This is a genomic window from Mycobacterium sp. NGS59 (genome assembly GCF_059812345.1).
This window is the reverse complement of record NZ_JCALCN010000002.1, coordinates 293,715-307,406: the sequence shown is the minus strand read 5'-3', so window position 1 is coordinate 307,406 and position 13,692 is coordinate 293,715. Positions and strand designations below refer to the sequence as shown.

The following is a 13,692-nucleotide window of genomic DNA, read 5'->3' as shown; positions in this document are numbered from 1 at the left end:
CGGTGCGGATTTACGCGATCCGACCAATGCTGTTCGCCGGATCGCGCCCGATAGTCGGGATATCCGGACTTCAAGGAGATCAAAATGACCCAACAGTTCTGTCAGACCGCAATCGACACCGTAGTGGCGGGGCACTACGACCGCCGGTTCAGCGACCTCGTCATGGCTCTGGCCGACGAACTCAGCACCGGCGGTGAGCTCGGCGCGGCCATAGCGGTCGACATCGACGGCGAGATGATCGTCGATGTCTGGGGCGGATATGCCGATCAGGCCAGGACCCGCCAATGGGACCGGGACACCATCGTCAACGTCTTCTCCAGTACCAAGAACGTCACGGCGTTGGCGGCACTGCTGCTCATCGACCGCGGCAGCCTGGACCCGTACGCTCCCGTCGCCCGGTACTGGCCGGAATTCGCCGCAAACGGAAAGCAGGACGTCCAGGTTCGCCACTTACTCAGCCATACCTCCGGAGTCTCGGGATGGGAGCTCCCGTTCAGCATCGAAGAGGTCTACGACTGGAAAAAGTCCACCACACAACTGGCCGCTCAGGCGCCGTGGTGGACACCGGGCACCGCGTCCGGGTATCACGCGGTGACCAGCGGCCATCTGATCGGAGAGGTCATCCGGCGAATCTCTGGTCTGACCTTGAAAGAATTCGTGCGTCAGGAGATCGCGGCACCCCTGCGAGCTGATATCCAGATCGGAGCGCGACCCGAGGACGACGCGCGCATCGCCGAGCTGATTCCTCCCCCACCACTCGACGTGCCGCTGGACGCGGTGCCGGAGCACCATCCGATGCGCAAGACGTTCGGCATGCTTGCGCCGAACTCCGAGGCTGCGTTGCTGGCCCAGACGACCGCATGGCGGCGTGCGGATATCGGCGCGGCTAATGGACACGGCAACGCCCGTTCGTTGGTGCAGTCGCTGCGGGCGATCTCGTTGGGCGGCAACGTCGATGGCCGCCATGTGCTTCGGCCGGAAACTGTCGATCTGATCTTCGATGAACAGGCCAATGGAGTTGACCTGGTGCTTGGTATGCCGGCCCGGTGGGGTATCGGCTTTGCTCTGCCCAAGAAGGAAGCAGTGCCGGACATCCCGGACGGCAGGATCTGCTATTGGGGCGGCTGGGGCGGTTCGACGGTAGTGATGGATCTGGATCGTCGGATGACGTTCGCCTACGTGATGAACAAGATGGGGCAGGTCACGTCGGCCGGCTCCGACCGCACCGAGAAATACACCCGCCTGGTGTACCGGGCGCTGAACGGGTCTGCCGTGCAACCACTTTGAGCACGGGTCATTCGGGTTCGTCGTCGTCGGGTTTGAGTGGTTTTTCGGGGTGGTGCATGCAGTTGACGTAGGGGCGGCCGTGGTCGAGATGTTTGGGCGAGATCCATTCGGTTTGGCCGTGGGCGTTCTTGCAGGTGGTGTATTTGCGTAGTTCGACCATGCGGTTATGCGGTCCGCAGGCCAGGGTCAGTTCGTCGATGTGGGTGCGGCGCTTGGCGAACCAGCCCTCCAGATGATGGACCTGGGTCCAGTAGCCCTTGACCGTGCAACCCGGGCAGGTGCACCCCCGCTCTTTAGACAGCAGCACCAGCCGCTGCTCGGGCGAAGCGATCCGCTTGCCGTGATACAGGGCCTTGGTTTTGTCCTTGTCGAACACCGCCAAATATTGGTAAGCGTGGCTGGCTTGGGCGAGCACATCGGTCATCGGCAACAAGGTGCCTCCGGCGGTCAGCCCGTGTCCGGCGCCGGCTTCGAGTTCGGCCAGGGTGGTGGTGATCACGATGCAGGTCGGCAACCCGTGATGGCGGCCCAACTTTTTCGACATCAACAACGCGCGCAGCGCGGCCAGCAGCCCGTCGTGGTTGCGTTGCTCAGCACTGCGCGCATCACGCTGCACCGCCTCCTGCGGAGCGCGCCCGTCGACCGTCGGGTTTTCATCGGCGGGGTTACACATTCCCGGGGCGCCCAGTTTGGCCAACACCGGCTCCAGGGTGGCCCGAAACTGCGGGGAGATCAGCCCACTGATCTTGGACATCCCATCAGCCTGCTGGCGGCCGATGGTGATGCCGCGTCTGCTGCGGGCCCGCTCGGCCTCCTCGGCTTCGTCGGGCACGAAGTCGCCGTCGGGTTTGAGACAGTCCTTGAGGACCCGGGCATATTCGGCCAGCTCATCGGGGCGAAACCCGGTGCCCACCAACACCAGCTTGGCTTCGGCATCAGCACGGGTGGCCGCGTCCACCGCCTCGGGCAGCTTCTTGAAGAACTTCTGCACGATCCCCACCTGCTCGCTGCCGAGCAACCCCTCACGCTCCGCCGCGGCGGTTTGAGCCAGCACCGGCTCCAGCGGCTCACCCGTGAGCGCGCGGCGCGGACCCAAATCCGCGGCGTGGGCGATGCGCTGAGCGGCCTCGGCCTTGGAGATGCGCAACCGATTCGCCAACGCCTCGCGCAACGAACCACCCAGCTCCTCGGCGGTGGCTTCGGCACCGAGTTGATTGATCAACGCGTGCTGGGGCACCCGCGCCCGACGGATCCCCCGCTCGATGCGGTCCATGATCTCCATCCGCCGCGGATTATCCTGCGCATCAAAACTCAACTCGCACAACCGATCCAAAGCATCACCATACGCGACGAGAACCTCCTCGATCTCCGCGTACGTGCTGGCCGGCATACCATGATTCTATTGAGGGGTACCGACAACTTCGGGCGCGGCCGAGAGCAGAATGCAAGCGGCGCAGACAGTTTCGCTCACGGCGAACATTACCGCCGACCGGAGCTATGTTGCCATTTCGAAGTCGCAGCCGCGAGGCGCAAAGATCACGGAATGACCGAAGATCATGAGACGCCGACGGTGCGCGGGTCACGCACCGACGCAAGTTGCGATGTCCGCCCTACCTGAGCAGGGTGGAAGGCGCATTCCGAAAAACCCCACTCGAGTGGACGCAGACAAGGAGCTGTCAATGCCGGTACCGCTGACCAGGCGCGGGTTCATCGCCGCCGGTATCGCCGGAGGATTTGCGGTAGTGGCCTGCGGACGGCCGAGGGCGGCAAGCTCGCCTCTGTCGAATGCCATCGCCGCAGCCGAGGCCGCCCGCCCGCACAGTGGACGCACGGTGACGGTGACCTTGGCCCCGCAGGCGACCAAGGTCGATATCGGCGGGAAGATCGTCGACACGTTCGCCTACGGCGACACCATCCCGGGACCGTTGATCCGGGCGAACATCGGCGACGAGGTCGTCGTGTCGGTCGCCAACAAACTCGACCGCCCGACGTCAGTGCATTGGCACGGCATCGCGATCCGCAATGACATGGACGGTGCCGAGCCCGCCACCCCGAACATCCCGGCCGGTCGAGACCTCACCTACCGCTTCTCCGTCCCGAACTCGGGTACCTACTGGGCCCATCCCCATACCGGTCTCGACGCCGACAAAGGCCTCTATTTGCCGTTCATCGTCGACGATCCAACCGAGCGAGGCCAGTACGACGCGGAATGGATTGTCGTCCTGGATGATTGGACGGACGGAGTCGGCAAGTCCCCGCAGCAGCTCTACGACGCGTTGACCGACCCGAACAAGCCGCCGATGCAGCCGCAACCGTCGCCCGCCACCACATCACCGTCGGCTTCGACCACACCAACCCGTTCGCCCACCACGACTACCCGGACGACCTCGACGACCTCGACGACCTCGTCCAGTCCGGCCAGTCCGACCAGCGGGATGCCGGGAATGCCGGCCTCCGGAGCGGTCGGCAGCAGTACCCTGCTCGGTGGCGACGCCGGGGACATCGCCTACCCCTACTACCTGATCAACGGCAGAATTCCGGAAGCCGCAACGACTTTCACCGCCAAGCCGCGCCAGCGAATCCGGATCCGCTTCATCAACACCGCGTCCGACACCGCATTCCGCGTGGCGCTGGCCGGACATTCGATGACGGTCACCCACACCGATGGCTATCCGGTGATCCCGATGCAGGTCGACGCATTGCTAATCGGCATGGCCGAGCGCTACGACGTCGTCGTGACCGCAGCAGACGGGGTGTTCCCGCTGGTCGCGGCCGCCGAAGGCAAGAACGCCGTGGCTCGCGCGCTGCTTTCCACCGGAAAGGGCGGTCCGCCGGATCCCCAGTTCAGGCCGCAGGAACTCGACCGGCGGGTCGGCACCGTCGACAAGTTCATTGCGGCAACGTCGGTCAACCTCGGCCGACCCGATGGCAACCTGGACTTGCCGGTGGTACTCGGCGGCACGATGGCCAAGTACGACTGGACCATCAACGGCGAGCCCTACAGCAGGACCGAACCGCTGCACATTCGAGAGGGGCAGCGGCCGACCCTGACGTTCGACAACCCGACCATGATGTATCACCCAATTCATCTGCACGGGCACACTTTTCAGGTGGTCCGACCGGACGGGACACTGGGCGCCCGCAAGGACACGGTGATCGTGCTGCCCAAGCAGAAGATGCGCGCCGTCCTGGCCGCCGACAACCCCGGAACCTGGGTCCTGCACTGCCACAACACCTATCACCAGCACGCGGGCATGATGACGCGGTTGGACTACCTCGCGTAGCAGTCGAAGAAGTCCAGCAGCAATTCGTTGACCACCGACGGCTGCTCGATCTGCGGGCAGTGACCGGCGTTGTCGACGATCACCGATGAAGCGCCGGTGATCTGCCCGGCGATCTCGGCGGCCCAACCGGATGGCAACAGTTTGTCGGCGCCGCCTTCGACCACCAATACCGGCACGCCAATGCGCTCATAGGCCCGCGCGCTCGACGGCGTCGCCGGCGGCGCGGCATTGGGCCGGCGAAAGCGTGCCGCGGCCACCGCCTCCCATGCCCCTGGCGCGGTGCTCGACTCGTAGCGCCGCCACACGTAGTCCTCGTCGGCCGGATACCCGGGGTCGCAGAACAGCGCCTCGACGATGTTGCGCATCGCCGGCAGCGTCGCGTCGTACTGCTGCAACGCATCGAAGTGGTGGTTCTGCTGGATCTCCCCGCCGCCGCAGATGATCGCCATGCTGCGCACCGGCAGCAGCGGCGTTTCCGACGTCGCGTCGGTGAGCAGATTGATTGCGCCCATGGAGTTTCCGGCGAAATGCGCCGAATCGATCCCCAGCACCTGGCAGAACCGGGCCACATGCCGGATGCGCATCGCCCGGCTGTTGACGAAGTCGATGACCTTCGCGGACTGACCGAACCCGAGTTGGTCGGGCGCCAGCACTCGATACCTTGCTGCCAGCGCGGGGATATTGCGCTCCCAACCCAGTTCGGCGCTGGCACCGAACTCACCGCCGTGCAGCAACAGCACCGGATCACCCTGTCCCGCCTCGAGATAACTCGTGACGAGCCCGTCGACCTCGACGGTTCGGCGATGAACTTCCATCACTTGATCGCGATCGGGTTGACCGGAGATCCCACGGCGCCGGTGAATCTCAGCGGCGGAGCGATGAGCTGAAACTCGTAGACGCCGTCGGTGGCACAGTCGGCCGCCAGCGCGGTGAGATCCCAATACTCGCCGAGCATCAGGCCCATGTCACGCAGGCACAACAGATGAAAAGGCAGGAACAGACCGTCGACACCGGAAACCGGGTCCTCGACCTGAAGGTTGTCGGCGGCCACGGCGGCAACTTCGTTGTCGTGCAGCCACTGCGCACAACGCCAGTCCAGTCCCGAATAGGGCTCGACCTTGTCCCCGGTCATCAGAAACCTTGTCCACCAGCCGGTTCGGACCAGCACGATGTCGCCGCTCTGGATCGTGACGCCCTGCGCACGGGCCACCTCGTCCAGTTCCTCTGGCGTGATGGGGTTTCCGTGTTCGAGGAACACCTCCGCGCCGCGATGGCGCACCACATCGAGCAACACCCCGCGCGACGTGATGCCCTTGACGTCGACCTTGTCGATGCCGCAGTGGTAGGCCCCAAGACTGGTCACCGAGCCGGCGGGAAACCCGTTGTACAGCTGGTCCTCGTAGTACACGTGAGACAACGCGTCCCACTGAGTGGCGGCCTGCAGCGGCATGATGATCATGTCGTCGTTGAAGCGGAACGGATTGTCGGCGAGGTAGCTGCTCAGCTGATCGGCCGTCGGGTTCTGTTTCCAGCCGGGACCGTATTGCGTCAGGGTATACGCGTCACCCCCGTCGACGGTCATCACGTGAATCGGGTTGTGCCGGAACCCGAATGCTCCTTGCGGCCCCGACGACCCGAAGTCCACTCCGAGCGGAAAGACCTTGCCGTGCCGGACCAGACCGGCCGCCTGCCGGATTTTGTCGGCGGTGATGAAGTTCAAGGTGCCCAGCTCGTCGTCGTCGCCCCAACGGCCCCAATTGCTCAGATCGGCCGCAACGCGGCGGAATTCGGCCATGGTGGCCATCAAGGTCGTCCTTCCTCGAGTTCACGGGCGATGGCAGCGCCGATGTTCCCGCCGTCCACCCACACGACTTGGCCCGAAATATAGCTTGCCGCGCGGCTGTTCAAGAACAGCAGCACCGCGGCCTGTTCCGCCGGATCGGAGACCCGTCCCAGCGGCTTGGGGATGTCGTCGAGGAATTGCGGCCCGTAGGCGGTGCGGAGCTGGTCGAGGATGGGAGTCTCGGTGACACCTGGTCCGGTGCAGTTGATCCGGATGCCCCGCGCGCCGAGCTCCACGGCGCTACGCATGGTGTACAGGATCAGCGCTTCCTTGGACAGTTGATAGCCGGTCCCCAACGCGTCGGGATGCCTTGCGCACCAATCGATGCCATCCCGCATCGTGGGAGTGCGCAACAGGGGCGCGACATCACGCAGATGCTCGCGGTAGCCCGCTGCGGCCAGCGACGACACGCTCACGATCGATGCCCCCGCGGGCATCCGGGGCAGCAGCGCTTCGGTCAGATGCCGCAAACCGAGGAAGTTGACGGTGACGATCAGTTGCGGGTCACCGATTCCCGACGAGACACCGGCGACGTTGAACAGGGCGTCGACGGGTCCGGGGATGGACGCGACGGCCTCGTCGATCGAGGCGGGATCGGCCAGGTCGACTTCGTGGAACTCATCGAGCTCGGCAGCGGGCCGTCGCCGGTCCAGCCCGGTGACCCGGGCGCCGAGTTCGCTGAGCTGGTGCACGACATGCGCACCGATGCCCGACGCGCACCCGGTGACCACGGTGTGACGACCGTCGTAACGCCACAGCTCGTCGATTCGGGTCAACTCCTCAGCTCACTTGCCCTGTTCCTTCAGCCGTTGCGCCGCCTGGACGCGGCCCTCGTTGATCTCGGCCATCGCCTCGGGAATCTCACTGGCGGTGAACTTTCCGCCCCGTCCGGTCGGCAGGCCGCCGAACGAGTAGTGCTCGTCGAACGGCGGGATGGTGGATTCGGGCCGTCGCGCCTCGACCTTCTCGATGATCGGCGCCAGCCGTGTGGCCTTGTCGGCCACGGCCTTGCGGTCACGTTCGATGAACTCCGGCAGCACCTCTTTGCCCATCAACTCGATGGACTCCATGGTTCCCTCATGGCTGCGCGGGTTGAGCAGCAGGATGATCTCGTCCACGCCGCTTTCCTCGTAGCCACGCAGGAATTCGCGCACGGTGGCCGGTGAGCCGATCGCACCGCGGCCGGGTCCGTAGGCCAGCGTGGGGTCCTTCTCGACCTCTTCCAGATAGCGTTCCCAGACCCCGGTACGCCCCGGGGTGTGCACACCGGTCATGTAGTAGTGCATGATGCCGAACGAGAAGAACCCGCCGCCCTTGCCGAGGCGCTCGAGCGCCTGCTCGTCGGTCTTGGCGACCATCATCGACAGGTCGCCTCCGATGGCCAGGATGTTCGGGTTGATCTGCGGGGTGATCGGCACCCCGTTCTCCTCGAACTCCTTGTAGTAGCCGTTGACCCGCTCGGTCAGTGGCCCCGGGCCAGTGTAGGCGAAACTCAGTGCGCCGATACATTTCTGGGCCGCCATCTGCACGCTGGCCGGCCGGGTGCAGGCAACCCAGACCGGCGGGTGCGGCTTCTGCAGCGGCTTGGGAATGACGTTGCGGGCCGGCATCTCGATGTGCTCGCCCTTGAAGCCGGAGAACGGTTCTTCGACCATGCAGCGGATCGAGACCTCGAGCGCCTCCTCCCACTGTGAGCGTTTGTCGGCGGGGTCGATGTTGAACCCACCGAGCTCACCCACTGAAGAGGACTCGCCGGTGCCGAATTCGACTCGCCCGTTGGAGATCAGGTCCAGGGTGGCGATGCGCTCGGCCACCCGGGCCGGGTGATTGACCGCCGGCGGCAGATGCATGATGCCGAACCCCAGCCGGATGTCCTTGGTGCGCTGACTGGCCGCCGCCAAGAACATCTCCGGCGCGGTGGAATGGCAGTACTCCTCGAGGAAGTGGTGCTCGGTGAGCCAGACCGTGGAGAACCCCGCCTTGTCCGCGGCCTCGACTTCGTCCAGGCAGTCCTGCAGCATCTGGCGCTCGTCGTCGGGCACCCACGGCCGCGGCAGGGCGAACTCGTAGAACAGGGATATTTTCATGTTACCTCCTATAGGATCTTGTGGTATTAGTTAAGGCTTGTGCGGCAACGTGTTTCGCCGCGACGAAACCGAAAGTCATGGCGGGTCCGATCGTGGCGCCGGCGCCGGCGTAGCTGCGTCCCATCACCGGTGCGGAGACGTTCCCGACGGCATAGAGTCCGCGCACCACGGTGTCGTCGGCACGCAGCACCCGGGCGAACTCGTCGGTGCGCAGTCCGCCCGAGGTGCCCAGGTCCCCGAGCACGATGCGGAATGCGTAATAGGGCGGCTCGCCCAGCGGATACAGGTTCGGGTTGGGCAGCGTCGGGTCGCCGTAGTAGTTGTCGTAGACGCTGTCGCCGCGGTTGAAATCGTCGTCATGTCCCCGGTGGGCGAGGTCGTTGAACCTGGTGGCGGTGGCCCGAAGTCGTTGTGCCGGAACACCGATCTTGTCGGCAAGATCCTCCCAGGACGATGCGGCCTTGACGACGCCGGATTCCAGCCAGGCGGCGGGCACCTTGCGTCCGGTGGGCACCGGGGCTCCCGGCACCTTCGGGATCGGCAGATGACCGCTGACGACATAGCGGTTGAAGGATCGGTGGTCGGTGATCAACCAGCACGGGATGTGCGTCACGCCGGATTTCTGGCCTTCGATCATCGCGTGACCGAAATCCATGTACGGTGCCGCCTCATTGATGAAACGCTCACCGGCGCCGTTGACGATGAACTGCGCGGGCATCATCCGTTCGTTGAGCATGAATTGCATTCGCCCGTCCGGCCATTGGATGGCCGGGAACCACCAGGCTTCGTCGAGCAGATCGGCGGTTGCGCCCACCTGCTGGCCGGCGCGGATGCCGTCGCCGGTGGCGGCCGGGTTGCCGAAACTCCAGTCCTGGTCGACGACGGGTTGATGCTCTTTGCGCCAGGCCATGTCGTGGTCGAAGCCGCCCGAGGCCAGGATCACTCCGTGGCGGGCCCCGATGCGCCACCGCTCGCCGCCGCGGTCCACGGCCGCACCGATCACCGATCCGTCGGCGTCGGTGAGCAATTCGGTCATCGGTGTGTCCAGCCACAGCGGGATCCCGCGGTCCTTCATTGCCAGCCGCAACCGGGCCGCCAGCGACTGACCGATCGCCGCCATCCGCTCACCGAGGACCCTGGCCCGGACCATCCGCGAGATCAGCTTCAGCAGTACCCCTTTGCCCTCCCAGGACTGCCGGATCCGGTAGAAGGACCGCAATTCCTTCGGACCCAGCCAGATCCCTTTGGGCGCCAACGCCAACGGCGTCAGCAGCCGTTGCTCGTCGTCACCAAGTTCCCGCAGGTCGATCGGCGGCACGTTGATGGTGCTGCCGAGCTCGGATCCGCCGGGCAGCTCCGGATAGTAGTCGGCATAGCCTGGCTTCCAGACGAATTCGAGCCACGGACTGAGTTCTTCCAGGAACTCCAGCATCCGCGGTCCCGACTCGACGTACTGCCGCAGCCGTGCGTCGCTGACCAGTCCGTCGGTGATCCGGCACAGGTATTCCACGACGCCATCCGGTGTCGGCGAGTAGCCCGCCCTGCGTTGAGCGGGTGCCCCCGGGATCCAGATGCCTCCGCCGGACAGTGCGGTCGATCCGCCGAATTGCGGTGACTTCTCGATGACCAGCGCGTCCAGTCCGGACGCGTGCGCGGTGAGCGCGGCCGTCATGCCGCCACCGCCGGATCCCACGACCAGCACGTCCACCTGGTGGTCGAAGTCGTCCGCAGCCGAGTTCACGCCGGCACCGCCGTGCGGATGGCGAAACCGGCGATCAGATCGGCGGCCTGCTTGTAGTAACGGAGCGAGGTGCGATAGGGGCCCGCGGCCGCCAGTGCTGCGAAAGCCGCTATCCAGGTACGGATCTCGTGTGCCGAACTGCCGCCCTCGTGGGTCACGAACGAGTTCGACCATTGGTCCAGATCGGCCAGGTGCCCGCTGTCCAACAGGTCCAGGAAGCGGTGATCCCACGCCGGATTGAGGGGCTGCAGGTCACTGTCTCCGCCGGCGAAGCTCTTGGCCGCTTCGATGACCTGCGTCTGCCGGGCCTGGCGCTGTTCGGTGGTCATCGGTTCGCCGTGCACGATCCGTTGCAGCACCGCCGGGGCGGCCGTCGCCAACGTCGGCACCGGCGGGCTGTGGGAAAGCCCGCCGGACCCGACCAGCAACACCCGCTTGTCCAGCGAAGCCGCGAAATCGCCGACCGCGGTGCCCAAGGCGCGGCACCGGTGCAACGGTCCCAGTGGCACCGCGATCGCGTTGATGAAGACCGGGATCACGGGACAGGCGGTGGCGCTGCCCAACAGTTTCTCCAGCGGCTGGACGGTGCCGTGGTCGACGTCCATGCTGGTCGACACCGCGATGTCGACCCCGGCGCCGAGGATGGCCCGCGCGCATCCACCGGCGATGTCCTCGGCGACGTCCAACGGTCCGGAATGGGTGCCGTAGTCACCGATCCCGTTGGCCTGCAGCCCGATACAGAACGGCGGCATCACCTTGTAGAAGAAGCCGTTGTAGTGGTCCGGGGCGAAGACGACGACGAGTTCGGGGTCGTAGTCGGCGACGAAATCCCGTGCCTGCGCGATCGCGGCTTCGACCTCGTCAAGCAGATCCCGCGGCGGCCCCGGTAGATTCAGCAGCGGGCTGTGGGACATACAGCAAAGAGCCAGTGGCACTGTCGACTTCACCTCCTCGCGGTGTCAGCGCGAGCGCGTCGACGAGGGCGGCACTCAACTCCGGTGAGCGTTGCGCGATGCACGCCCCGGCGATGCACCGGTCCGGGCGCAAGAAGACCACCGATTCCTCGTGCACGTCGAACCAGGCTTTCAGGGCGCCGGACCGGTCCCCCACCACCAGCACGTCGGGGTCGTCGTGCCCGGCCCAGTGCAGCTGGGTCTGCGGCCGCAAGGCTACGAAGCGGGCGCCCAACGCCTTCCAGTCCGCGAAGGCGCGCTCGCCGAGGATGCTGCGCGGGTTGTTGTTCCAGCACAGGACCGCGAACCAGGACCCCAGCACGTCGTCGAGCAGGACGTTCTGCTGCGTGCGGGTATCCACCCGAGGTTGGATGAACAACGTGCCGACCGGCGAATCCAACTGCTGCCCAACGGACTTCGAATGCACCACCGCGCCCTGTTCGTAGCGCGGCATCGGCTTGAACCGCATCTCCAGCACATAGCGTTTGAGGGTCGGCACCACCGACGCCGATCGGATCAGCACGTCACGCGCGGTGGCGACCCGGCGATTCGTCGGTGAGATGACGCGACCCACCATGGTCGACAAATCGATCATCGCCCGCGCGTGCTTGCGTCGTTCCACGTCGTAACTGTCCAACAGGGCGTCCCCGGCTTGACCGTTGACCACGGCGGCGAGTTTCCAGCCCAGGTTCGCGGCGTCCCGGATGCCGCTGTTGTAGCCCTGTCCCTGCCACACCGGCATCAGGTGCGCGGCGTCCCCGGCCAGCAGTATGCGGCCGCTGCGGAAGGCGCCGGCGATGCGCGAGTGGTGGGTGTAGACCCGGCGACGGATCACGTCGACCCGATCGGGGTGGGGCACCATGCGGGCCAGCATCCGGGTCAGGAATGCCGGATCCTCCGCCTGTTCGTCGGTTTCGTGGGCGTGGATCAGGAACTCGAACCGGCGGATTCCGTGCGCGATCGAGATCGACGCGTACGGACGTTCCGGGTCGGCCCCGACCTCGCTGTTGGGGTGGCCCAACGGGTCGTTGGCGATGTCGACGACCAGCCAACGGGTGGGTGACGTGGTGCCGTCGAAGGACACACCCATCATGCCGCGCGTGGCGCTGCGCCCGCCGTCGCAGCCGACGACATAGCGTGCCTGCACTATCGACCCGCCGCCGAGTTCGGCGGTCACCGAATCGTCGGTCTGCGCGCAAGAGATCATCGGGTGTCCCCAGCGCACCTGCACATGTTCGAATCGTGCCAGACCGCCCAGCAATTCGGCGTCGACCAGTGGTTGCACGAAGCCGTTGCGCTTGGGCCAGCCGAATCGCGCGTCCGGCGGCGCCATTTCGGCGAGCACCCGGCGTTTGCGGTCGTAGAACCGCAGGATCTGGTTGGGCACGGTGTGCGGAAGCACCTGGTCCACCAGTCCGATCGACTGGAAGGTGCGCAGCGCTTCGTCGTCCAGCCCCACGCCGCGGGGATAGTCGATCAGGGTCGCGCGTTCCTCGACGATCAATGTGCGAACACCTTGCAGGCCAAGGATATTGGCCAGGGTCAGACCGACCGGGCCGGCGCCGACGACCAGCACGTCGAAGTTCTCGACGCCGTCCTGAGCCGGTCCGGTGCCATCCATCAGCGGCCCAGCAGGAAGTCGATGTGCAGTTGGTTGAAGGTCTTGGCGTCTTCGTACTGCGGCCAGTGACCGCACCCCGGCATCACCTCGAAGCGCGCGCCGGGGATCATCGAGGCGATGCGTCGGCCTTCGGGCACGTCGGCGGTGGGGTCGTCGCTGGTCCACAGCACCAGCGTGGGCGCGGTGATGGCGCCGTATTCATTCGGCCCCAACAGGTTTCGATCCCGGATCTCCGGATCCTGCAGCGCCATGATGTCGCGCATGGCGGCCACGAAGCCCGGTTGCCGGTAGATGCGCTGCCGGCTGGCGACCAGGTCGTCGTAATCCCTGGTCTTGTCGGCCATCAGCCATTTGATCCGCGCCTGCACGGTCTCCCAGGTGGGATCCTCGGCGGCGGCCATCGACAAGGTGATGATGCGCTTCATCACCGCCGGGTCGGCCTGGGAACCGCCCGCGGTGTTGAGTACCAGGCGCTCGATGACGTCGGGGTGGTCGATCGCGGCGCGCGCGGCCACCCAACCGCCCAACGACTCGCCGCTGAGCCTGATCCGGTCGGCACCGATCGTGCGTACCACGGTCATCAAATGTTGGACGTAGTGCGGGATTTCGAGCGGGTGACCCGGTTTGTCGGTGTATCCGTGCCCCAACATGTCGATCGACCAGGTCCAGAAGTGCTCGGCGTGCGCGGCCAGATTCCGGACATAGGCTTCGGCGTGACCCCCGGAACCGTGCAGCAGGATCAGCACGGGCTGGCTCGCGTCGCCCGCCCGCAGATAGCGGGTGCGTACCCCTTCGGCGTCGAGGTACCCCTGCTCGAAGGGCACGCCCTGCAGGTCGCTCCACACGCTTTCGAACTCGGCCACGGTTCCTTCCGCA

At 65.7% G+C, this 13,692-nt stretch carries 11 protein-coding genes; 2 read left to right on the top strand and 9 right to left on the bottom strand.

Annotated elements, in window-relative coordinates; genetic code table 11:
* Positions 1-84: 84 nt before the first annotated feature.
* A complete protein-coding gene (locus AC5Y46_RS03995; protein ID WP_499943461.1) occupies positions 85-1,287 on the top strand; it encodes a serine hydrolase domain-containing protein in 1,203 nt (400 codons plus the stop codon).
* A gap of 7 nt (positions 1,288-1,294) precedes the next feature.
* Here AC5Y46_RS03995 and AC5Y46_RS03990 read toward each other — a convergent pair whose 3' ends face one another.
* Positions 1,295-2,677, bottom strand: a complete 1,383-nt coding sequence (locus tag AC5Y46_RS03990) for an HNH endonuclease signature motif containing protein (RefSeq protein ID WP_499943462.1) — start codon at positions 2,675-2,677, stop codon at positions 1,295-1,297.
* A 289-nt stretch (positions 2,678-2,966) separates the two neighbouring features.
* Here AC5Y46_RS03990 and AC5Y46_RS03985 point away from each other — a divergent pair, with 289 nt between their 5' ends.
* Positions 2,967-4,571 carry a multicopper oxidase family protein gene (locus AC5Y46_RS03985; protein ID WP_499943463.1) on the top strand — a complete coding sequence of 535 codons (1,605 nt, stop codon included), beginning with the start codon at positions 2,967-2,969 and terminating at the stop codon, positions 4,569-4,571.
* Here the strand turns inward: AC5Y46_RS03985 and AC5Y46_RS03980 are convergent.
* The 8 genes from AC5Y46_RS03980 to AC5Y46_RS03945 are packed head-to-tail and all read right to left on the bottom strand — an operon-like array spanning position 4,559 to position 13,679.
* A complete protein-coding gene (locus AC5Y46_RS03980) occupies positions 4,559-5,386 on the bottom strand; it encodes an alpha/beta fold hydrolase (RefSeq protein WP_499943464.1) in 828 nt (275 codons plus the stop codon). The two genes, AC5Y46_RS03985 and AC5Y46_RS03980, sit on opposite strands and share 13 nt — an antisense overlap.
* A complete protein-coding gene (locus tag AC5Y46_RS03975; RefSeq protein ID WP_499943465.1) occupies positions 5,386-6,375 on the bottom strand; it encodes a cyclase family protein in 990 nt (329 codons plus the stop codon). The genes AC5Y46_RS03980 and AC5Y46_RS03975 overlap by 1 nt, the downstream gene beginning before the upstream one ends.
* The gene (locus tag AC5Y46_RS03970) at positions 6,375-7,190 is read right to left on the bottom strand and encodes a coniferyl-alcohol dehydrogenase (RefSeq protein WP_499943466.1); all 816 of its coding nucleotides are present in this window, start codon (positions 7,188-7,190) and stop codon (positions 6,375-6,377) included. Before AC5Y46_RS03970 ends, AC5Y46_RS03975 begins: the two co-directional genes overlap by 1 nt.
* A gap of 9 nt (positions 7,191-7,199) precedes the next feature.
* Positions 7,200-8,501, bottom strand: coding sequence for an LLM class flavin-dependent oxidoreductase (locus tag AC5Y46_RS03965; protein WP_499943467.1), 1,302 nt, complete (start codon positions 8,499-8,501; stop codon positions 7,200-7,202).
* A gap of 1 nt (position 8,502) precedes the next feature.
* Complete coding sequence (locus AC5Y46_RS03960) at positions 8,503-10,242, bottom strand: FAD-binding protein (protein ID WP_499990165.1); 1,740 nt, start codon at positions 10,240-10,242, stop codon at positions 8,503-8,505.
* Positions 10,239-11,156 (bottom strand): 3-carboxyethylcatechol 2,3-dioxygenase, encoded by a 918-nt coding sequence (locus tag AC5Y46_RS03955; RefSeq protein WP_499943469.1) that lies wholly within the window; start codon positions 11,154-11,156, stop codon positions 10,239-10,241. The genes AC5Y46_RS03960 and AC5Y46_RS03955 overlap by 4 nt, the downstream gene beginning before the upstream one ends.
* Positions 11,104-12,816 carry a bifunctional 3-(3-hydroxy-phenyl)propionate/3-hydroxycinnamic acid hydroxylase gene (locus AC5Y46_RS03950; protein ID WP_499943470.1) on the bottom strand — a complete coding sequence of 571 codons (1,713 nt, stop codon included), beginning with the start codon at positions 12,814-12,816 and terminating at the stop codon, positions 11,104-11,106. Before AC5Y46_RS03950 ends, AC5Y46_RS03955 begins: the two co-directional genes overlap by 53 nt.
* Positions 12,816-13,679, bottom strand: coding sequence for an alpha/beta fold hydrolase (locus tag AC5Y46_RS03945; RefSeq protein WP_499943471.1), 864 nt, complete (start codon positions 13,677-13,679; stop codon positions 12,816-12,818). Before AC5Y46_RS03945 ends, AC5Y46_RS03950 begins: the two co-directional genes overlap by 1 nt.
* Between the last annotated feature and the right edge of the window lie 13 nt (positions 13,680-13,692).

Bases quoted from the DNA above. Each gene is read 5' to 3' on its own strand.
- AC5Y46_RS03980 (WP_499943464.1), bottom strand. From the start codon at position 5,386: ATGGAAGTTCATCGCCGAACCGTCGAGGTCGACGGGCTCGTCACGAGT.
- AC5Y46_RS03995 (WP_499943461.1), top strand. From the start codon at position 85: ATGACCCAACAGTTCTGTCAGACCGCAATCGACACCGTAGTGGCGGGG.
- AC5Y46_RS03950 (WP_499943470.1), bottom strand. From the start codon at position 12,816: ATGGATGGCACCGGACCGGCTCAGGACGGCGTCGAGAACTTCGACGTG.
- AC5Y46_RS03985 (WP_499943463.1), top strand. From the start codon at position 2,967: ATGCCGGTACCGCTGACCAGGCGCGGGTTCATCGCCGCCGGTATCGCC.
- AC5Y46_RS03955 (WP_499943469.1), bottom strand. From the start codon at position 11,156: ATGTCCCACAGCCCGCTGCTGAATCTACCGGGGCCGCCGCGGGATCTG.
- AC5Y46_RS03975 (WP_499943465.1), bottom strand. From the start codon at position 6,375: ATGGCCACCATGGCCGAATTCCGCCGCGTTGCGGCCGATCTGAGCAAT.
- AC5Y46_RS03990 (WP_499943462.1), bottom strand. From the start codon at position 2,677: ATGCCGGCCAGCACGTACGCGGAGATCGAGGAGGTTCTCGTCGCGTAT.
- AC5Y46_RS03965 (WP_499943467.1), bottom strand. From the start codon at position 8,501: ATGAAAATATCCCTGTTCTACGAGTTCGCCCTGCCGCGGCCGTGGGTG.